Source organism: Cardiobacterium hominis, assembly GCF_900637305.1.
GTDB classification, from domain to species: domain Bacteria; phylum Pseudomonadota; class Gammaproteobacteria; order Cardiobacteriales; family Cardiobacteriaceae; genus Cardiobacterium; species Cardiobacterium hominis.
Window position 1 is genome coordinate 1222918 of record NZ_LR134365.1, and the last position, 20128, is coordinate 1243045.

Below are 20128 nucleotides of genomic sequence, written 5' to 3' on the forward strand. Positions count from 1 at the left end.
CATATGCTCCTTTTCAGATTGATTTTGCGACGTTGTCGAGTGCCATCAGTTGTTCGAGCAACAGTGGCATTTTTCCCAGTGGCCAGGCGTTCGGCCCGTCGGAGAGGGCGTGGTCCGGGTCGGGATGGGTTTCCATGAACAGGCCGGCGACGCCGACGGCAACGGCCGCTCGCGCCAGTACCGGCACAAATTCGCGTTGTCCGCCGGAGGACGCGCCTTGTCCGCCGGGCAACTGCACGGAATGGGTGGCGTCAAAGACGACCGGGCAGCCGGTCTCCTGCATGACGGAGAGCGCGCGCATGTCGGAGACGAGGTTGTTGTAACCAAAGCTCACGCCGCGCTCGCACAGCATGATGTGTTCGTTGCCGGTGCTTTTGGCTTTTTCGGCGACGTGGCGCATGTCCCACGGCGCGAGGAACTGGCCTTTTTTGATGTTCACCGGCAGGCCCTGTTTGCAGACGTTGTGGATGAAGTTGGTCTGGCGGCAGAGGAAGGCGGGGGTTTGCAGCACGTCCACTACCGATGCGACTTCGTCGAGCGGGGTGTCTTCGTGCACGTCGGTAATCACCGGCACGCCGATTTCGGCTTTGACTTTGGCGAGGATGCGCAGGCCTTCGGCGATGCCGGGGCCGCGGTAACTCGCGCCGGAGGAGCGGTTGGCCTTGTCAAACGAGGATTTGTAGATGAAGGGCAGGCCGAGGCGGTCGGTCAGTTTTTTCAGGGTTTCGGCGGTGGAGAGCGCCAGCGCTTCGGATTCGATCACGCAGGGCCCGGCGATGAGGAAGAAGGGGCGGTCGTTGCCGACTTCAAAGCCGCAGAGGTTCATGCTGTTGCTCCGTCGTGGCGGGTGCGGCAGGCGCGGATGAAGGATTCAAAGAGCGGGTGACCTTTGCGCGGGGTTGAGGTGAATTCGGGGTGCGACTGGCAGGCGATGAACCAGGGATGGTCAGGCAGTTCAATGACTTCCACCAGGCCGTTGTCTTCGGAGCGGCCGGAGATGACCAGCCCGGCGTCTTCCAGGCGTTTTTCGTAATGGCTGTTTACTTCGTAGCGGTGGCGGTGGCGCTCGTTGATGATTTCCGCGCCGTAGATGCGGGCAATCTGGCTGCCGGATTTGAGCCGCGCCGGCAGGGCGCCGAGGCGCATGGTGCCGCCGAGGTCGGTGTGGACGTCGCGCTGTTCGGTTTCGCCGCGTTCGTTCACCCATTCGGTGACGAGTGCGACCACCGGGTCGGCGACTTTGTCATCCCATTCGGTGCTGCCCGCACCGGCAAGGCCGAGGACGTGCCGCGCGTATTCGACGACGGCAATTTGCATCCCCAGGCAAATGCCGAGGTAGGGGATGCGGTTTTCGCGCGCGTATTGCACCGCGAGGATTTTGCCTTCAATGCCGCGGTTACCGAAGCCGCCGGGGACGATGATGCCGTCCACGTCGGCAAGCAGACCGGTGCCTTGTTGGAGGAGGTCTTCCGAATCGACGTAGCGGATGTTCACTTTGTTGCCGCTGCGGATGCCCGCATGGTAGAGCGCTTCGTTGAGCGATTTGTAGGCGTCGGTCAGATCCACATATTTGCCGACCATGGCGATGGTGATTTCTTGTTCGAGATTGGCGATGGCGGTTTCAATCTGCTGCCACACGGACAGGTCGGCGGGGTTCGCTTCCAGGTTGAAGTGGCGCATTACCGCCTCATCCACGCCCTGTTTGTGATAGAGCAGCGGGATTTCGTAAATGTTTTTCACGTCCAGCCCGGCGAAGACCGCATCGGCGGGGACGTTGGTAAAGAGCGCAATCTTGCGCCGCTCGTCTTCGGGGATGTCGCGGTCGGCGCGGCAGATGAGCATATCCGGCTGGATGCCGATGGAGCGCAATTCTTTGACGCTGTGCTGTGTCGGCTTGGTTTTCAGCTCGCCGGCGGCGGCGATATACGGCAGGAGCGTCAGGTGCATATACATGCAGCGGCTGCGCCCCAGTTGCGCGCCAAGCTGGCGGATGGCTTCCAGAAACGGCAGCGATTCGATATCGCCAACCGTGCCGCCGACTTCCACCATCGCAATATCCGCGCCTTCTGCCGCGCGCAGGACGTAGCTCTTGATGGCGTCGGTAATGTGCGGGATGACCTGCACCGTCGCGCCGAGGTAATCGCCGCGCCGCTCCTTGCGGATGACTTCCGAGTAAATGCGGCCGGTGGTGCAGTTGTTGAACTGGGTGGCGCGCATATTGACGAAGCGCTCGTAGTGGCCGAGGTCAAGGTCGGTTTCCGCGCCGTCGTGGGTGACGAACACCTCGCCGTGCTGGAACGGGCTCATTGTCCCCGGATCGACATTGATATAAGGATCGAGCTTGATTAGCGTCACGCGCAGCCCGCGTGCTTCCAGAATGGCGCCCAAAGAAGCGGCGGCGATGCCCTTCCCTAAGGAAGAAACCACGCCGCCGGTAACGAAGATGAATTTGGTCATGCGAGCTTGTCCGAGCCGTTATCAAAAGGATGCGGAATCTTAACAAAATGTGCCTGTTTATGCCAGTCAAACACCAGTCCCTGCCAGCCTGCCGCCGCGCCCAAGCCGCCCAGCCACGCGCATTCGCCATCAACCAGCAAGAGTGGCAAACGGCGGCGCAACCATGGCGGCACGCCCGCGCGCTGCAAGGCATTTTTCAGCGACTCCGCATAACGCTGCCCCGGCGCCTGCCAGTGCGCCGCGCAGGGATAGCGCGCCCAACGGCAATCGCGTCCGGCGAGCAAATCCGCGCCCGCGCGCAGCGACAGTTCACCGATTCCCGGCCAGCGCGTCTCTGGCGCAAACGGTGGCGGCGCCTGTGGCGTACTCGCCTGATATAAAAACAAATCGCCGCGATGCTGCACCACCACCGTCGCGCCGTAGCGCAGCTCGGCATGGCCGTTCGCTCCGGCGAGTGCATCTATAAAGGACAACAGCCGCGCTGCCGGTGGCAGCGGTTGCCCGGCGCGCTGCAACCAGCGACGCAACAGCGCCTTGCACGTCGCCGCGTCGTAGCGTTCGCAGAGCGTCTGCCACGACAACACCGTCGTCGCCGCGCCCAAAATGCCGTCCAGCAAAGACTGCTGCACCGACAACGCCTCGCCAAGCCAGGTGGCAGAACGCGCCAGCGCCGCATCCGCCTGCGGAAAGGCCTCATGCAGCGCGGGCAACGCCATGAGGCGCAAGCGGTTGCGCGCGTAGTGCGGGTCGGCATTGCTGGGGTCATCGAGATAGGCAACGCCTTCTGCCGCGACAAACGCCTCAATCGCCGCGCGCGGCACATCGAGCAGCGGCCGCCAATGTTCGCCGCCCGCAAAGGCGCGCCGCGCCGGCATCGCCGCCAGACCGTCGAGACCGCTGCCACGCAGCGCCTGCAATATAAATGTCTCCGCCTGATCGTCGCGGTGATGCGCGGTGAGCAGCACACCGCGCGGGGGCAAACGCGCCGCCAGCGCCTGGTAACGCAGCGTCCGCGCCCGCGCTTCGGCATTGCCGCCGCCGTCCGCCCAGTCCAGTTTGACGATTTCACATGGCACGTCGCGCGCCGTCGCCTCGCGCTGGCAAAACGCGCCCCAATCTGCGCCCGCTGCCGACCAGCCGTGATTGACGTAACAGGCGAGCAGCGGCGCCGCCAGCCGCGCGCGTCGCAGGGTGAGCGCCTGTAACAGCGCCATGCTGTCGCGCCCGCCGCTCAGGGCGAGGAGAAAGGCGGCGGGGCGGTATTCTTCCTGCCAGCGCCAGAAGGGGGAGGTGTTGGGGAGGAGCATTGGCAATCCGTAAATTCGGCGGGAATGGGCGGGAGATTGTACGGCAGCAGGGGCGCAATGTATTTATAATGCGCGCTTTTTCACCCGCGAGGATTCATGCAGATTCACCGTTGGCAGCGCCGTTTGGCATTGCCGCAGCCCGTCGCGCTCACCATCGGCAATTTCGATGGCGTGCACCGTGGGCATCAGGCCATTTTGCAGACGCTGTTGGCAGAAGCGGCGCGCGAGGATTTGGCGCCGGTGCTGCTCAGTTTTTTCCCGCATCCGAAGGCGCTGGTGTCAGGCGAGTCGCCGTCGCTTTTGACCCCCCTGCGCGACCGCGCCCACTGGCTCGCCGCAGCCGGGTTGCCGCATTGGCTGCTGCTGTCGTTCACCCGCGCGCTGATGCAGAAAGCGCCGGCCGATTTTATTCGCGATTATTTGTTGCCATTGCGCCTGCGTTTTTTGTTGGTCGGCGATGATTTCCGCTTTGGCTATCGCGGCCAGGGCGATTTCGCGCTGTTGCAACGTTTTGCCGATGAGTGCGGCTTTCGCGTGCAATCACTCGCCACCGTCAGCGCCGACGGCGCGCGCATTTCCAGTTCGCGTATCCGCGCCGCGTTGGCCGCGCATGATTTGGACGGCGCGCGCGCCCTGCTCGGGCATGACCTCACGTTCACCGGCAAAGTGCGCCACGGCGATGGCCGCGGCCGCGCCCTGCATACGCCGACGGCCAATCTGCACCTGCCCGCCAGCTGGTGTTTACCGGATGGCGTCTATGTGGTACAAGTAGCGCCCCCGCAGCCGGGCGCCTTGCACTGGGGCGTCGCCAATGTCGGCACCACGCCCACTTTTGGCGGCATCCGCCGCAAGCTGGAAGTGCATGTTTTTGAGCAGAACGCCGCGCTTTACGGGCAGACGCTGCGCGTTCACATCCGCCATTATTTGCGCGACGTGCGCCGTTTTGCCGACGCCGCCGCACTCCAGGCGCAAATCCGCGACGATATCGCCCGCGCCCACGCTTTTATCAATCAGGAACTCCCTCATGGCAGACTATAAAGATACGTTGAACCTTCCCGAAACCGCTTTTCCGATGCGCGGCAATCTGCCGCAGCGTGAGCCGGAGATGCTGGCCTTCTGGGAAAAGGCCGATATTTACGGCAAACAGCGCGCCGCCTTCGCTGATGCGCCGAAATTCATCCTGCACGACGGCCCGCCCTATGCCAACGGTGCCATTCACGTCGGCCATGCGCTTAACAAAATCCTGAAAGATATCATCACCAAATCCCGCCATTTGCTCGGCTTTAACAGCCCCTACATTCCCGGCTGGGACTGCCACGGCCTGCCGATTGAGCAGAAAGTGGAGCAGCAAATCGGCAAACCGGGCGCCAAAGTCAGCGCCACCGAATTCCGCGCCGCCTGCCGCGCTTATGCGGCGAGCCAGATCGAACTGCAAAAAGCCGATTTCATCCGCCTTGGCGTCTTTGGCGATTGGGCGCATCCCTATCTCACCATGCAGCCGCAGACCGAAGCGGGCATCGTCCGCGCCCTGCGCGACATCGTTGCCCGCGGCCATGTGGTGCGCGGTTACAAGCCGGTGAACTGGTGTCTGGACTGCCGCTCCTCGCTTGCCGAAGCGGAAGTGGAATATGAAGACAAAACCTCCGATTCCATTGACGTCCGCTTTGCCGTGCGTGAACCGGCGGAACTGGCGCGGCGCATGGGCAGCGACGTTGTGCCGCCCGCGGTGGACGTCATCATCTGGACGACCACACCGTGGACCTTGCCCGCCAACCTCGCCGTCAGCGTCCACCCCGAACACGACTACGCCCTCATCGAAGGCGAGGGGCGCTGGTTCGTCATCGCGCAAGAAATGATGGACAGCGTGCGCGAGCGCTGGGGCATCAGCGCGCCGTGGACCGTACACGCCACCGCCAAAGGCGTCGCGCTGGACCGCCTGCCGCTTGCCCACCCCTTCATCGAGCGCGACTCGCTTCTTATCAACGGCGAACACGTTACGCTGGATGCCGGTACCGGCTGCGTTCACACCGCACCCGCGCACGGCGTCGAAGACTTTGAAATCTGCCGCCAGTACGGCATCGAAGTCGTCAATCCCGTCCTGCCGGACGGCAGCTTCAGCAGTGACACCCCGTACTTCGCGGGCGAAAACGTCTTCAAAGCCAACCCCAAAGTCGTCGAACTGCTGCGCGAACAAGGCCGCCTCGTCCACCACGAAGCCATCCGCCACAGCTACCCGCACTGCTGGCGCCACCACAGCCCGACCATCTACCGCGCCACCGCGCAATGGTTCATCAGCATGGACAAAGCCGGACTGCGCCAGACCGCGCTGGATGGCCTGCAACACGTGCGCTTCACCCCCGAATGGGGACGCAGCCGCCTCACCAACATGATTGCCGACCGCCCCGACTGGGGCATCACCCGCCAGCGCTACTGGGGCGTGCCGCTCTGCTTCGTCCAGCACAAAGAAACGGGCGAACTGCACCCGGACATCCTCAACATCATGGACAAAGCCGCCGCCGTCATCGAAAAAGACGGCATCGAAGCATGGTTCACCCTGGCGCTGGAAGAACTCATCCCGGCCGCCGACCTCGCCCACTACGAAAAACTGAACGACGTCCTCGACGTCTGGTTCGACTCCGGCACCACCCACTACGCCGTCCTGCGCCAACGCGACGACATCGGCTATCCCGCCGACCTCTACCTCGAAGGCAGCGACCAGCACCGCGGCTGGTTCCACTCCTCGCTGCTCACCGGCTGCGCCATTGACGGCCATCCGCCCTACAAAGGCCTGCTCACCCACGGCTTCACCGTGGACGAAAGCGGGCGCAAAATGAGCAAATCGCTCGGCAACGTCGTCGAACCCCAAAAAGTCATCAACAACCTCGGCGCGGACATCCTCCGCCTCTGGGTATCGTCTGCCGACTACAGCGCCGAAGTCAGCCTCTCCGACAACATCCTGAAACAGCGCGCCGATGCCTACCGCCGCATCCGCAACACCTGCCGCTTCCTGCTTGCCAACCTGCACGACTTCGACCCGACCAAACACGCCGTGCCGACAGACGAACTGCTGGCGCTTGACCGCTACGCCATCGCCCGTGCCGATGCCCTGCAAAAAACCATCATCGCCGCCTACGAAAACTACGAATTTCACCTGATTTACCAGCAGCTCTTCAACTTCTGCGCGGTCGAAATGGGCGGCTTCTACCTCGACATCATCAAAGACCGCCAATACACCATCGCCACCGACAACCGCGCGCGCCGCTCCGCACAAACCGCCATCTGGCACATCCTCGAAGCGATGGTGCGCTGGCTTGCGCCCATCCTGAGCTTCACCGCCGAAGAAATCTGGCAACACATGCCGGGTGCGCGCGAAGAATCCGTCTTCCTCAGCCGCTTCTACGACGGCCTCGTTAGCTACGACAGCGCCTTTGACGCCGCCTACTGGGCAGACCTCATCCGCGTGCGCGAAGACGTAAACGTCGCATTGGAAAACGCGCGCAAAGACGGCATCATCGGCGGCTCGCTCGAGGCGGCGCTGCACATCACCGCACCAGAGGCGACCTATCAAAACCTCGCCCGCCTGGGTGATGAACTACGCTTCCTCTTCATCACCTCGGCCGTCAGCCTGGAAAAAAGCGATGCGCTCGCCGTCACCGTACAAAAAGCCGACGGCGACAAATGCGAACGCTGCTGGCATATCTTGCCGACGGTCAATCACGACCCCGCCTACCCCGGCCTCTGCCCGCGCTGCGTGGAAAACGTCGCGCACGGTGGCGAAATAAGGCATTACGTCTGACGATACGAAAAGGCTGCTACGGCAGCCTTTTTTATCGCCGTGGGAAAGCTTCACTTTTCTCAATATTACCAAATGCACATTGAGGCGTAACCTTGAACCTTTTCCCTATACCTGCAAAGAAAACCTGAAAAAACCGGAATTAACATTAACCTATAAAAACAGCACGCGAAAAAGACGCTATGCGGATACTTGCAAAGAACAAACATTACATTAAGATGTCCACCAGTCATGTGCCTCTGGCTTGTGGCTAGAAAATTTCCTTTATCTCTAAATCTTAAATACAGGTAGATTCAAGATGAAACTAACGAACCTTTCTCTGGCAGTCATGGTAGCAGTCGGTGTTGCCGCCTGTGGTGGCAGTGGCGATGACAACAGCAACAAGCCCGCAGATCCGCCCAAACAACCCACGCCGAACCAGCCGCAGCAACCTCAACAACCGGAAGCGCAAACCAACCCGCAGCAAGCGGTTGACCCGACCGGCACCCATGTCGTGGATGACAAAGACCTCACCAAACAAAACACCGTCGGCACCCTGCAATACATCCGCCGCGATGGCTCCCAGTACGACCGCGTGCTGAACCCGAGCAAACCGGCGTCTGCTTCACCGTTGCTTGGTACCACGCTGAACGAACAGAACCCGCGCTTGACCAACATCGTCTTAGCGCGTCAAGACATCACCCGCGCCGATGGCACCCCGGTTAAAGCACAATTCACCGGTAGCGATAACCCGATGCCGCTGAAAGCCAATGGTGAAATCATTCAGGACTCTGTAACTAATAGCAATAGCCTGCAACAAGAAAACTTTAGAAATGTTGATGTTCTAGCAGGCATGTATGACCTTCATGCCAATCAGCTGGAAACAGATAGCACGGATACGAGCAAACTGAAAGAAGCTGAAGCCAAGCACTTCAAAACGGACAATCTGGACGAACGCAACCAATTTAGCCGCAGAATGACGGACAGAACTTTCGAGTACGATGTTGTCAATGATGAAAGATTCCCGTCAACACTCTACACTCCTGCTGGTGGTGCTCCAACTGATATGCCGCTTACTGCCATTCTCTCGCCGACGACTCATACCATTATGGTTGGCGGAAACCCTACATATCCGTGGAAAGATATTAATGGCAATGAATTCACAGTATATAAAAGAACATTGCCTGCGGTTGGCAATGGTAAAGCCAGTACGGTAGTTACGCCCGCAGACGCTACGGAACGTAAATTTGGTAAAGATCTGGTCTGGTGGAGTGCGCCGCAAACCGCTTTCGAAAATACCTTCACCCGTAATGGTGGCAAAACAACAGCAACTGATCCGGCTTTTGAAGATGGTACTATTGCCGGTGTACCTAACAAGGCCAGAAAATTTGCTGGTGATATCGAAAACAGTCACGCTGCAACCAATGGTTTGATTCGTATCGGCAGTATTAATTATAACTCAGGCGCTGCGCCTACTCTTCCGACATTGGGACAAGAACTCAATTTCAATAAAGAAACCAATAAATGGGAAGATCACCATAATACGACGACGCGAATTTTCGGCCGTTACCACCTTGCTACCGTTGATGGCAAGAATAACGAGTTAAAACCTGTCGCACTCAATAGCTTTAGCGGCGTTAGAAGTTTTGCTGCGGCCTATGAAGAAGGGGATAAAAATAAAATTACCCAATACAGCATCGGCGCAATTCCCAGCACGCTGAAACATGTCCAATATGGTCGCGTCACGACCAATCTGGATTTGGATGCCGGTCAAGACGGTTATCCCGATGGCTTCATCCGCAGTCCGTTTGCCAACAAGGGTGACGATAACACCGTCGATAACTACTTCTACCGCGGTACCGATGCGACCACCATCGAGCAAATGGCGGCGCTGCCGAGCAACCAGACAGCGGTTTATAACGGCCATGCGCTGATGTACGGCATTGACAACAGCTATCACGGCAGCGGCGGCCGCAATCTGCCGAACGCTTTTGCCGGTACGGCATCTGGCATTGGCTTGGGTAACTTCGTTGAAGCCCGTGTCGATTTCGGCAAGAAACGCGTCTTGGGCGAAGTCTATAACGAATGGCTGCTGGATCCGAGCAAAGCCGCGACAACCCGTGACAAACTGGTTCGCTTCCAGGGCAATATCACCGGTAACACCGTCATTGGTTCTGCCGACCGCACTTACGTCGCAGGCGATGATTGCGCTATCTTCAAGGCATCCTTCTTCGGCGAAAAAGCAGAAGAAATGGGCGGCTCATTTAACACCGTCCAGGATACCTCCAAATACGGCGATGCCTACGGGCAAAACGACTGGGGCGGCGTATTTGGCGCAAGCAAAGGCAGCGCTACCAGCAACACCTTCCAGGGTGATGACGGCAACAATAACTACGGCCAAAACAACTACAGCCAGTTATAAGCCACTTTCCAACCGAAGTTAGTCACAACGACGCTCCGTCTGCTCCGGCAGACAAAACGGCCACGCAAGTGGCCGTTTCTTTTTTGCCCGTGCATCCGTATGAGGCTTTAGGAGGATTGCTATACCGCGCGATGCTGCATGAGGATTGCTATACTGCGCACTCCTCCCTAAATTAGGAAACCGCAATGTACCGCCTCGAAAACGAACACCTCGCCGTAACCATCGCCCCGCACGGTGGCGAACTGCAAAGCCTCATCCACCGCGAGCGCGAATACCTCTGGCAGGGCGATGCGCGCTACTGGGCACGGCGCGCGCCCGTCCTCTTCCCCATCGTCGGCAAACTCAAAGACGGCCGCTACCACTACCACGGCCACGACTACCGCCTGCCGCAGCACGGTTTCGCGCGCGACCAGGATTTCCACCTCGTCGAACACGACGAACACAGCCTCACCTACCGCCTCGAAGACAGCGGAGAAAGCGGCGAAAACTACCCCTTCGCCTTCGTGCTTGACCTCAGCTACACCCTGCGTGGCGACACCCTGCGCGTCGGCTGGCAGGTGCACAACCCCGCCGACCAGGAGCTGCTCTTTTCCATCGGCGGCCATCCCGCCTTCAACCTGCCGCTGGCCGACGGCGACAGCTTTGCCGACCACATAATTACCCTCGACGGCCCCGGCATTGCCCGACTGGGCTGGCAGGACGGTCTGCTTGACCCCACGCCGCGCCCCACAGAGACCGCCTTTGCCCTCGATTACGCGCAGTTTGCGAACGACGCCCTCATCTACCACACCCCCGGCGCGGCCCGCATCACCCTGCGCGGCAAAACGCCCGCGCCCGTGCTCACCGTCAGCTACGACGACCTGCCCTACCTCGGCTTGTGGACACCCGCCGACAAACAGGCGCCGTTCCTTTGCATCGAACCCTGGGCGGGCGTGATGGACAGCGCCAGCCACGACGGCAACCTCGAAAACAAACTGGGCATCCAGCGCCTTGCCGCGCACGCCGACTGGCAACGCCACTACGACATCCGCATTCACGACGAGGCACAATCATGACCATCCGCGCCATCGCCTTTGATCTCGACGGTACCCTCTGCCACACCCTGCCCGACCTCGTCGCCGCCGCCAACGCCAGCCGCGCCCACATGGGGCTGCCGCCGCTGCCGGATGCCACCATCGAAAGCTATATCGGCGACGGCATCCCGCGCCTGGTGCATCGCGTCCTCACCAACAGCCGCGATGGCGACGCCGACGCGCCGCCCGCCGCACACGCCGAAGTCTATCGCTATTTCACCGCCTACTATCTTGAGCATTTGAGCGACAAAACCCGCCCCTACCCGCAAGTGCCGGAAACCCTCGCCGCCCTCGCGCAGCGCGGCATCGCGCTTGCCGTCATCACCAACAAAAACGAAGCGCACGCCAAGCAGCTACTCGCCGATCTTGACCTTGCGCACTACTTCGCGCGCATCTACGGCGGCGACAGCCTCGCGGAAAAAAAACCGTCGCCGCTGCCGCTTACGACCACCGCCGCCGCCTTCGGCATTACGCCCGGCGAAATGCTGATGGTGGGCGATTCTGCCAACGACATCCTCGCCGGCAAAGCGGCGGGCTGCCCGACCGTTGCCGTCACCTACGGCTACGCCGACGTCCGCGCCTTGCAACAAACCCCGGCCACCCGCGCCGATTACCTCATTGACCAGTTCGCTGAACTGCTCACCCTTGTCTAACCCCAAGCAAAGGAAAACCCATGACAAAAACCCTCCGCAGCCTGTGTGCCGCCGCACTCATCGCCCTTGCCGGCCTGCCAGCCAGCGCACAACAACTCAGTGACGCAGAGCGCGAAGCCAAAATGCAAGCCCTGCTTGCCCAGGCCGAACCGGGGCCGAAAACCGTCGATCTCGGCGCGCAGGCCAGCCTGCAACTGCCTGCCGGCATGGCCTTTTTACCGAAAAAACCGGCAAACGAGCTGATGGAACTGGCAGGAAACAGCGCCGATCCTGACCGCTACGGCATCATCATCCCCACCGGCGAAGCAGACGACTGGATGGCCGATCTTAGCTACACCGAGGCTGGCTACATCAAGGACGACGACGCCAAAAACTGGGACGTTGATGCCCTGCTGAAAAACATCAAGGAAGGCACCAAAGAGCAAAACAAACAGCGCGCCCAACAAGGCATCCCGCCGCTGGAAGTGGGCGGCTGGGTAGAGAAACCGCACTATGACGCCAGCACCCAGCGCCTCATCTACTCGGTGGATGCCAAAACCGTGGGCAATGCCACCAGCAGCGTCAATTACAACACTTACGCGCTCGGCCGCTACGGTTACATCAGCCTCAACTTCGTCACCGAAATGGATGCCATCGAACGCTTCAAACCCACCGCGCAGCAACTGCTTGCCGCCATTGAATACCGCGCCGGTCAGCGTTATGCCGATTTCAACCCCACCACCGATAAGATTGCCGAATACGGCATTGCCGCGCTGGTCGGCGGCCTGGCGGCGAAAAAACTCGGCCTGCTCGCGGTCATCGCCGCCTTTGCCGTCAAATTCAGCAAACTGCTGATTGTGGGTGCGGTCGGCGTTATCTACGGCGTGAAAAAACTCTTTGGCGGACGCCGCCGCGAGGAAGACGACGAATAAGCGTCGCATATCACCCGCCACGCAAAAAGGCTGTTTCGGAAGAAACAGCCTTTTCTTTTGAAAATGTCGCCGCCTGTTTGGGTTGGCGCGGGCGGCGACACTGCGCTACCCGCCCAGATACGCCTTGCGGACGGCGTCGCTTTTCAGCAGGTTCTCGCCGCTGTCGCTGTGGGTGATGCGCCCCAGCTCAAGGATGTAGCCGCGGTCGGCGATTTGCAGCGCCTTGTGCGCGTTCTGCTCTACCAGAAAGAGGGTGATGCCCTGCGCGCGGATGTCGCGGATGATGTCAAAGATTTGCGCGATGATAATCGGCGCGAGGCCGAGCGAGGGTTCGTCCAAGAGCAGCAGTTTCGGCTTCATCATCAATCCGCGGCCGATGGCGAGCATTTGCTGTTCGCCGCCGGAGAGGGTGCCCGCGCGCTGGCTGCGCCGCTCCAGGAGGCGCGGGAAAAGCTGGTAGATGTGCTCCAGGCTTTTTTGGTTTTCGGCTTTTGTCTGGTGGAAGCCGCCCAGTTCGAGGTTTTCTTCGATGGTGAGCGCCGGGAAGATGCGCCGTCCTTCGGGGACGAGGGCGATGCCGCGCTGGCTGATTTTGTGCGTCGGCACGCGGGTGAGGTTTTCGCCGCGGTATTCGATTTTGCCGGCACTCGCGCGCGGGCTGCCGCAGATGGTGTTGAGCAGGGTGCTTTTGCCCGCGCCGTTCGCGCCGATGAGGGTGACGATTTCGCCTTGTTCGACGCTGAGCGAGACGCCTTTCAGCGCTTCGATGGGGCCGTAGTGGGTGTGCAGGTTTTCGATGTGCAGCATCAGGCTTCTCCGAGGTAGGCTTTGATGACGTCCGGGTTGTTGCGGATGTCGTCCGGGCTGCCGTAGGCGATGGGACGGCCGTTTTCCATGACCATGATGTGCTCGGAGACGCGCATGATGAGGCTCATGTCGTGCTCAATCAGCAGCACGCTGATGCCGTGTGTGTCGCGCAGGGTTTCGATGAGGGTAACGAGCGCCGCGGTTTCTTGCGGGTTCAGCCCGGCCGCCGGTTCGTCCAGGATGAGGACTCTAGGGGCGGTCATCATGCAGCGCGCGATTTCCAGCCGCCGCTGTTGGCCGTAGGCGAGGCTGCCCGCTTCATGGTTGGCGAACGCCCGCAGCTCGAAGGTGTCCAGCCATTTGGCGGCGTGCTCTTTGGCGACGCGCTCGCTGTTTCGGTAGCGGCGGCTGTGCAGGATGCCGCTCCAGTAGCGGGTGTCAAGGTGGTTGTGCCGCGCGACGAGGAGGTTTTCCAGCACGGTCATTTCGCGGAAGAGGCGGATGTTCTGGAAGGTGCGGGTCAGGCCTTTTTGCGCGATGCGGTGGCTGGGCAGGCCGGTGATGTCTTCGCCATCAAGGGTGATTTGTCCGCCGCTTGGCTGGTAGAAGCCGCTGATGCAGTTGAAGACGGTGGTTTTGCCCGCGCCGTTCGGGCCGATGATGGCGGCAATCTGGCGCGGTTCCAGGCTGAAGTGGACGTTATCAACGGCAACGAGGCCGCCAAATTGCATGCGCAGGTTTTCGACGGTAAGCAGGCTCATTCGGGTAGCTCCATTTTCGGGCGTTGTGCCGGAATCAGTCCCTGCGGGCGCCAAATCATCATTAGCACCATCACCGCGCCGAAGATAATCATGCGGTATTGGGAAAATTCGCGCGCGATTTCCGGGATGATGGTCAGGGCGAGCGCGGCGAGGATGACGCCGGTCTGCGAGCCCATGCCGCCCAGGACGACGATGGCAAGCATGATGGCGGATTCCCAGAAGGTGAAGGAATCGGGCGTTACCGAGCCTTGGAAGGCGGCGTAAAACGCGCCCGCGAGTCCGGCGAACGCCGCGCCGATGGCAAAGGCCGAGAGTTTGATGCCGGTGGTATTGACGCCGAGCGAGCGGCAGGCGATTTCGTCCTCACGCAGCGCTTCCCAGGCGCGGCCAATCGGCATGCGCAAGAGGCGGTTAATCACCCACAGCGTTAGCAGGCAGAGGCCGAGGATGATGAGGTAGAGGAAGATGCCACGCTGTTCGGTGCTGAAGGGAATACCGACGAGTTCGTGGAAGGGCGTTTCGCCCGCGCCGCCCTTGCGGGTGAAGACGATGTTAAACAGCCCCGGCTTAGGGATATTGTTGATGCCCTTTGGGCCGTTGGTGAGGCTGTCCAGATTGTTGAGCAGGATGCGGATAATTTCGCCGAAGCCGAGAGTAACGATGGCGAGGTAGTCGCCGCGCAGCCGCAGCACCGGGAAACCGAGGAGCAGGCCGAGCGCGCCGGTGAGCAGGGCGGCAATCGGCAGCGTTGTCCAGAAGCCGACGCCGTGCTGCGCGAGGATGGCGTAGCAATAGGCGCCGACCGCATAAAAAGCGACGTGGCCGAGGTCGAGCAGCCCGGCATAGCCGACGACGATGTTCAGACTCAAACCGAGCATGACGTAAATCAGCGCCAGCGTTGCCACATTCACCGCCCCGCGCGAGCCGAAAACCGGGACGAAAAAGGCGGCGACGATGAGCAGCGCCAGCACGACGCCGCGGTGGTTTTCAATATAAGCGGCGGGGCTGAAACGCGGGTTGCGCGGCAGGCGGTGCTTCGCCTGAATGGCAAGCGGCAGCAAGAGTTGCGCGATGAAGACGACCGCTGCGGCGTAGAGACAATGTTGCCACTGGCCGGTGAGCGACAGCCCCTGCGCGCTTTGATTGAGATGAACGCCGAGAATCGGCAGGGTGATGAAGAAAGTCAGCGCCGCGGCGAGGGCGGCATAAAGCAGGTAGCGCATCACACTTTCTCCACTTCAGGTTTGCCGAGAATGCCGGAAGGGCGGATGAGCAGCACCACAATCAGCAGGGAAAAAGCGACCAAATCCTTGTATTCGCTGGCGAGATAGGCGGAGGCGAAACTCTCGGAAAGGCCGAGGATAAAGCCGCCGAGCATCGCCCCCGGAATCGAGCCGATGCCGCCCAAAACGGCTGCGGTAAACGCCTTCATCCCGGCGACAAAACCCATGTACGGGGTAATTGTGCCGTAGTAGAGGGCGACGAGAATGCCCGCGATGGCGGCGAGCGCGGCGCCGATGACGAAGGTCAGCGCGATAATCTTGTCCGCATCAATGCCGAGCAGCTTTGCCATACCGATGTCCGAGGCGCAGGCGCGGCAGGCCATGCCGGTTTTCGATTTCTTGATAAACAGGTTGAGGGCGAGCATCGCGGCAAGCGTTACCACGAAAATGATGATTTGCAGCGCCGAGAGCGAGACGCTCATGCCGTGGTCATTGGCGAGCAACTCCCAGCGCGCGGTCAGCACCGGTTGCAGGGCGATATCCTTGTTGCTTTGCCCCAGGGCGACGAAATTCTGCAAAAAGATGGACATGCCGATGGCAGAAATCAGCGGCACCAGGCGCGGACTGTTGCGCAGCGGCTTGTAGGCAATCTTCTCGACCGCGAAGCCGTAGCCGCCGGTCAAAACGACGGCAATCAAAATGGCGAGGATGATGACCAGCGTCAGCGGCAGGCCGAACGCGGGCAGACCCACCAGCGACACCACGCCGACATAAGCGCCAATCATGTAAATCTCGCCGTGGGCGAAGTTAATCAGGCCGATGATGCCATAGACCATGGTGTAGCCGATGGCAATCAGCGCATAAATGCTGCCGAGGGTGAGGCCGTTGATAATTTGTTGAAGGAAGTTGTACATGGGTTAAAAAAGGATAGGGTGCGCCGAGGCGCACCATTACTGAAACGATGGATGTATAGCCATCCCCCGAAAGCCTCATACGGTGTTGCGTCGCTTCGCCGTACAACCGCGTACTGTCTTCAGCGACGCGCCTTGTCTGAGGCTTTCGGTGTATGGCTATAAAAACAAATGCGGGAATACCGCCGATAAACCCCCTCCCCTGCAGGACGCGCCAGCGTCCGCAGCGGGGGAGGGCCGGGGAGGGGGTGAGCAATCATTGATGAATCGAAATTTCGGTTTTTCAATTAATTACTGCCCTCACCCCAACCCCTCTCCCAAAGGGAGCACTACTGTCCGGAATATTTTTTTGGATGAAATTCTTTTTAAAACAGTATGATTTATACAGATTCCCCCGTAATAACGCGCCATATCACACCTCAAAAAGCTACTTTTGAGCACTATTTTGGGGTGCCTGACGCATCGCACGCGGTTCTGTATGGTGATTATTCACATGATTTATAAGCATTTTATCAACCAAAAATTATTCCGGACACTAGTGCCAAAGGGAGAGGGGCTCATTCGCCGAATTGTCAACAGCCTCTAGGGAGGGGTAGCGGTATTTATTATCTAACCGCAAGCCATTTTGAATAGCCGTTCCCTAAAACCAATAAAAATTGGTCTTCATTAATAACACAGACTGTTAAAGGAACCGGAATGGATGACGGAGGGACATGGTGATAACGCGAACCTGATTTACCCCCCCCTCCCCAACCCCGCCCCCACAGGGGAGGGAGTAGTTTTACTTACTCTTCAACACCTTCTTCCCGTCGGCGTGCAATTCATACACCACCGAATGGAAATCCTTGAGGTCGCCGTTTTTCTCAAAACTGATCTTGCCGATGGCGGTGTCGTACTCGCCCTCGCGCAGCGTCTTGGCGATAGTCTCCGGGTCGTCGCTACCGGCGCGTTTTGCCGCCTCACCCAGCACCTGCACCGCCGCATAACTGGGCATGACGAACGGGCCGTTCGGGTCCTGCTTCTTCGCCTTGATGGCTTCAACAATAGCGGCGTTTTCCGGCGCGGCAGAAAAATCCATCGGCACCGTCGCCAGTACCCCTTCCGCCGCACTGCCGGCAATGGCGAACAAATCGGCGTTATCGACGCCGTCCGCGCCCATGAACACCGGCTTGAAGCCCTGATCCGCGCCCTGGCGCAAAATCGCGCCCGCTTCCGGGTGGAAACCACCCCAGTACACAAAATCCACATTGGCGTTCTTCAACTTGGTAATCAGCGCGGAAAAATCGCTCTGCCCCTTGTTCACGCCTTCAACGATGACCGGCTCAATACCGCGCGCCTTCAAATCCGCGGCGACCGCATCGACCAGTCCCTGGCCATACGCCTGCTTGTCGTGCAAGAGGGCGATGTGCTTCGGCTTGATGACATCGGCGATGTAGGCGGCGCTCACCGGCGCGCTTTGCAAGTCGGTGCCGATGGTGCGCAGGATGGTGCTGTAACCCTTCTGCGACAGCTCCGGCGAAGTGGACGCGGCGGTAATCATCACGATGCCGTTCTCGTCGTAAATCTCGGCGGCGGGCATGGTGGAAGATGAACACAGGTGGCCGATGACGAACTTCACGCCGTCATTGACGATCTGGTTGGCGACCGTCACCGCCTGCTTCGGCTCGCAAGCGTCGTCGTAGGACTTGACGACGAGCTTCTTGCCGTTAAAACCGCCGTTGGCGTTCAAAAAATCAATCGCGGCCTCGGCGCCAATCTTCTGAATCGTGCCGTATTGCGTGACCGGGCCAGTCTCCGGACCGGCGAGGGCGATGGTAATCGTGTCTTCGGCGTGCGCGAAAGCGGCGGCAAAAACGAGGGCAAACAGGGTCTTTTTCATGACAACTCCGTGAGATTAAGGAAAGGCTGCGCAGTTTCGGCAAAAGCCGCGATGATGTCAAGCGCTTTATGGGGAATATCGCTAAGATATGCGGTGAAAATTAGCGAGAAATGCGTTTTCTTGTCGCAATGCATAGCGAAAAACAACGGCGCTGCTGAAAAACCGGCGTAAAGCGCAGGAAAATCGCCGTTTGTCGGCTGTTCGCTTTATAGTATTGCCACCGATAAACCAGTATAAAGGAAGCTCATGAACACCCCGGACGACATCGCCCGCCCCTGGCTCGCCAGTTACAAGGAAGGCGTACCGCATACCTTCAGCGGCAGCAAGTACGAAAACCTCGGCGCATTTCTGGAAGACATGTTCGCGCGCCACGCCGACCGTCCCGCCTTCAGCAATTTCCGCCGCACCCTGACCTATCGCGACATCGCCGAGCGCGCCCGCGCTTTCGCCGCCTTCCTGCAAAACGAACTCGGCTACAAACCCGGCGACCGCCTCGCGCTGATGATGCCGAACATCCTGCAATACCCCATCTGCCTTTACGGCTGCATGCTGGCGGGCGTGGTCGCGGTGAACGTCAACCCGCTCTACACCACGCGCGAGCTGGAGCACCAACTGAACGACAGCGGCGTGCGCGGCATCGTGCTTGCCGAAAACTTCACCCGCAGCGTCGCCGGAGTGCGCCCGCAAGTGCCGAGCCTGCGCGACATCATCGTCACCCGCTACGGCGACGAAATGGGCGCGTTCTGGGCGCCGATCGTCAATTTCTACGTGCGCCACGTCGCCAAACTGGTGCCGAAATACTACCTTCCGGGCGTCATCCCCTTCAAAAAACTGCTGAAAATCGGACGCACGCTGCCGTTTACCCGCTACGACGCCAAACCCGACGAGATGGCGATGCTGCAATACACCGGCGGCACCACCGGCGTCGCCAAAGGGGCGATGCTCAGCCACGCCAACCTGCTCGCCAACGCCACGCAAATCAACCTGTGGATCGTCGGCGGCAATATCGGCCCCGGCGACGTCATCATCACCGCGCTACCGCTTTACCACATCTTCTGCTGCACCATTAACAGCCTCGGATTCAGCAGCTGCGGCGTGCATTCCGTGCTGGTCACCAACCCGCGCGACATCAAATCCTTCCTCACCATCCTGCGCCGCCACCCGCCGACCATGCTCACCGGCGTCAATACCCTGTTCAAAACCCTGCTGAACAACCCCGCCTTCCGCCGCCTGGACTTCTCGCGCCTGCGCTACGTCATTGCTGGCGGCATGCCGCTGGAAAAAGCTGTCTCCGACGACTGGCAGGCGCTCACCGGCAACGTCATCGTCGAAGGCTACGGCCTGACCGAAACCTCGCCGCTGGTCTGCGTCAACCACATGGACACCGCTACCTACAACGGCACCATCGGCTACCCCATGCCCGGCACCGACGTTACCCTGCGCGACGACAACGGCGCCATCGTGCCGCTGGGCGAGCCGGGGGAAATGTGGGTGCGCGGGCCGCAAGTGATGCAGGGCTACTGGCAACACCCGGACGAAACCCGCCGCGCCCTGCAAGACGGCTGGCTGAAAACCGGCGACATCGCGGTGATGCGCCCCGATGGCGCGCTGAAAATCGTCGATCGCAAAAAAGACATGATTCTGGTGTCGGGCTTTAACGTCTATCCGAGCGAAGTCGAGGCGGTACTCGCGCAACACCCGGCGGTCTTGGAAGTCGCCTGCATCGGCGTGCCGAGCGAAGGCTCGGGCGAGAAAGTCAAAGCCTGCGTCGTTGCCCGCCCCGGCAAAAAACTCACGATGGAAGAGCTGCAAAAATTTGCCAACGCCCACCTCACCGCCTACAAACGCCCGAAGGTGTACGAATTCTGCGACGACCTGCCCAAATCGAACGTCGGCAAAATCCTCAAGCGCGAACTGGTGGCACGGGAAAAAGCGAAGGCGAAAGGGTAGGG

General features: G+C 60.1%; 15 protein-coding genes. 7 read left to right on the forward strand and 8 right to left on the reverse strand.

Annotated elements, in window-relative coordinates:
- Positions 1 to 13: 13 nt before the first annotated feature.
- Genes kdsA through tilS form a run of 3 tightly spaced genes read right to left on the reverse strand, consistent with a single transcriptional unit; the run spans position 14 to position 3764 of the window.
- Positions 14 to 826: a 3-deoxy-8-phosphooctulonate synthase gene (gene kdsA / locus EL199_RS06010; RefSeq protein ID WP_004139724.1), complete on the reverse strand. Its 813-nt coding sequence runs from the start codon at positions 824 to 826 to the stop codon at positions 14 to 16.
- Positions 823 to 2457 (reverse strand): CTP synthase, encoded by a 1635-nt coding sequence (locus tag EL199_RS06015; protein ID WP_004139726.1) that lies wholly within the window; start codon positions 2455 to 2457, stop codon positions 823 to 825. Before EL199_RS06015 ends, kdsA begins: the two co-directional genes overlap by 4 nt.
- On the reverse strand, positions 2454 to 3764 hold the full coding sequence (tilS, locus tag EL199_RS06020; RefSeq protein WP_004139727.1) for a tRNA lysidine(34) synthetase TilS: 1311 nt from the start codon (positions 3762 to 3764) through the stop codon (positions 2454 to 2456). The genes EL199_RS06015 and tilS overlap by 4 nt, the downstream gene beginning before the upstream one ends.
- 96 nt (positions 3765 to 3860) lie before the next feature.
- Here tilS and ribF point away from each other — a divergent pair, with 96 nt between their 5' ends.
- The 6 genes from ribF (at position 3861) to EL199_RS06050 (ending at position 12595) form a co-directional block, all read left to right on the forward strand.
- Positions 3861 to 4802 carry a riboflavin biosynthesis protein RibF gene (gene ribF / locus EL199_RS06025; protein ID WP_004139729.1) on the forward strand — a complete coding sequence of 314 codons (942 nt, stop codon included), beginning with the start codon at positions 3861 to 3863 and terminating at the stop codon, positions 4800 to 4802.
- A complete protein-coding gene (gene ileS / locus EL199_RS06030; RefSeq protein WP_004139731.1) occupies positions 4789 to 7560 on the forward strand; it encodes an isoleucine--tRNA ligase in 2772 nt (923 codons plus the stop codon). Before ribF ends, ileS begins: the two co-directional genes overlap by 14 nt.
- Positions 7561 to 7855: 295 nt before the next feature.
- On the forward strand, positions 7856 to 9958 hold the full coding sequence (locus EL199_RS06035) for a transferrin-binding protein-like solute binding protein (protein ID WP_004139735.1): 2103 nt from the start codon (positions 7856 to 7858) through the stop codon (positions 9956 to 9958).
- A 185-nt stretch (positions 9959 to 10143) separates the two neighbouring features.
- Positions 10144 to 11013 carry an aldose 1-epimerase family protein gene (locus EL199_RS06040; RefSeq protein ID WP_040354520.1) on the forward strand — a complete coding sequence of 290 codons (870 nt, stop codon included), beginning with the start codon at positions 10144 to 10146 and terminating at the stop codon, positions 11011 to 11013.
- The gene (locus EL199_RS06045) at positions 11010 to 11684 is read left to right on the forward strand and encodes a phosphoglycolate phosphatase (RefSeq protein ID WP_004139741.1); all 675 of its coding nucleotides are present in this window, start codon (positions 11010 to 11012) and stop codon (positions 11682 to 11684) included. The genes EL199_RS06040 and EL199_RS06045 overlap by 4 nt, the downstream gene beginning before the upstream one ends.
- A gap of 20 nt (positions 11685 to 11704) precedes the next feature.
- Entirely contained in the window at positions 11705 to 12595 is an 891-nt protein-coding gene (locus EL199_RS06050; protein ID WP_004139743.1) for a DUF2167 domain-containing protein, read from the forward strand.
- 105 nt (positions 12596 to 12700) lie between these two features.
- Here the strand turns inward: EL199_RS06050 and EL199_RS06055 are convergent, their stop codons facing one another.
- The 5 genes from EL199_RS06055 to EL199_RS06075 form a co-directional block, all read right to left on the reverse strand.
- On the reverse strand, positions 12701 to 13402 hold the full coding sequence (locus tag EL199_RS06055) for an ABC transporter ATP-binding protein (protein ID WP_004139745.1): 702 nt from the start codon (positions 13400 to 13402) through the stop codon (positions 12701 to 12703).
- Positions 13402 to 14163: a high-affinity branched-chain amino acid ABC transporter ATP-binding protein LivG gene (gene livG / locus EL199_RS06060; protein WP_004139746.1), complete on the reverse strand. Its 762-nt coding sequence runs from the start codon at positions 14161 to 14163 to the stop codon at positions 13402 to 13404. Before livG ends, EL199_RS06055 begins: the two co-directional genes overlap by 1 nt.
- A complete protein-coding gene (livM, locus tag EL199_RS06065) occupies positions 14160 to 15386 on the reverse strand; it encodes a high-affinity branched-chain amino acid ABC transporter permease LivM (protein ID WP_004139747.1) in 1227 nt (408 codons plus the stop codon). The genes livG and livM overlap by 4 nt, the downstream gene beginning before the upstream one ends.
- Complete coding sequence (livH, locus tag EL199_RS06070; RefSeq protein WP_004139748.1) at positions 15386 to 16300, reverse strand: high-affinity branched-chain amino acid ABC transporter permease LivH; 915 nt, start codon at positions 16298 to 16300, stop codon at positions 15386 to 15388. Before livH ends, livM begins: the two co-directional genes overlap by 1 nt.
- Before the next feature lie 778 nt (positions 16301 to 17078).
- On the reverse strand, positions 17079 to 18176 hold the full coding sequence (locus EL199_RS06075; RefSeq protein WP_004139749.1) for a high-affinity branched-chain amino acid ABC transporter substrate-binding protein: 1098 nt from the start codon (positions 18174 to 18176) through the stop codon (positions 17079 to 17081).
- A gap of 264 nt (positions 18177 to 18440) precedes the next feature.
- Between EL199_RS06075 and EL199_RS06080 the strand changes: the two genes are divergently transcribed.
- On the forward strand, positions 18441 to 20126 hold the full coding sequence (locus tag EL199_RS06080; protein ID WP_040354815.1) for an AMP-binding protein: 1686 nt from the start codon (positions 18441 to 18443) through the stop codon (positions 20124 to 20126).
- Positions 20127 to 20128: the final 2 nt, after the last annotated feature.

What these genes read in the sequence shown, in the direction of transcription:
- kdsA (WP_004139724.1), bottom strand. Translation starts at nt 826, where the DNA reads ATGAACCTCTGCGGCTTTGAAGTCGGCAACGACCGCCCCTTCTTCCTC.
- EL199_RS06015 (WP_004139726.1), bottom strand. Translation starts at nt 2,457, where the DNA reads ATGACCAAATTCATCTTCGTTACCGGCGGCGTGGTTTCTTCCTTAGGG.
- tilS (WP_004139727.1), bottom strand. Translation starts at nt 3,764, where the DNA reads ATGCTCCTCCCCAACACCTCCCCCTTCTGGCGCTGGCAGGAAGAATAC.
- ribF (WP_004139729.1), top strand. Translation starts at nt 3,861, where the DNA reads ATGCAGATTCACCGTTGGCAGCGCCGTTTGGCATTGCCGCAGCCCGTC.
- ileS (WP_004139731.1), top strand. Translation starts at nt 4,789, where the DNA reads ATGGCAGACTATAAAGATACGTTGAACCTTCCCGAAACCGCTTTTCCG.
- EL199_RS06035 (WP_004139735.1), top strand. Translation starts at nt 7,856, where the DNA reads ATGAAACTAACGAACCTTTCTCTGGCAGTCATGGTAGCAGTCGGTGTT.
- EL199_RS06040 (WP_040354520.1), top strand. Translation starts at nt 10,144, where the DNA reads ATGTACCGCCTCGAAAACGAACACCTCGCCGTAACCATCGCCCCGCAC.
- EL199_RS06045 (WP_004139741.1), top strand. Translation starts at nt 11,010, where the DNA reads ATGACCATCCGCGCCATCGCCTTTGATCTCGACGGTACCCTCTGCCAC.
- EL199_RS06050 (WP_004139743.1), top strand. Translation starts at nt 11,705, where the DNA reads ATGACAAAAACCCTCCGCAGCCTGTGTGCCGCCGCACTCATCGCCCTT.
- EL199_RS06055 (WP_004139745.1), bottom strand. Translation starts at nt 13,402, where the DNA reads ATGCTGCACATCGAAAACCTGCACACCCACTACGGCCCCATCGAAGCG.
- livG (WP_004139746.1), bottom strand. Translation starts at nt 14,163, where the DNA reads ATGAGCCTGCTTACCGTCGAAAACCTGCGCATGCAATTTGGCGGCCTC.
- livM (WP_004139747.1), bottom strand. Translation starts at nt 15,386, where the DNA reads ATGCGCTACCTGCTTTATGCCGCCCTCGCCGCGGCGCTGACTTTCTTC.
- livH (WP_004139748.1), bottom strand. Translation starts at nt 16,300, where the DNA reads ATGTACAACTTCCTTCAACAAATTATCAACGGCCTCACCCTCGGCAGC.
- EL199_RS06075 (WP_004139749.1), bottom strand. Translation starts at nt 18,176, where the DNA reads ATGAAAAAGACCCTGTTTGCCCTCGTTTTTGCCGCCGCTTTCGCGCAC.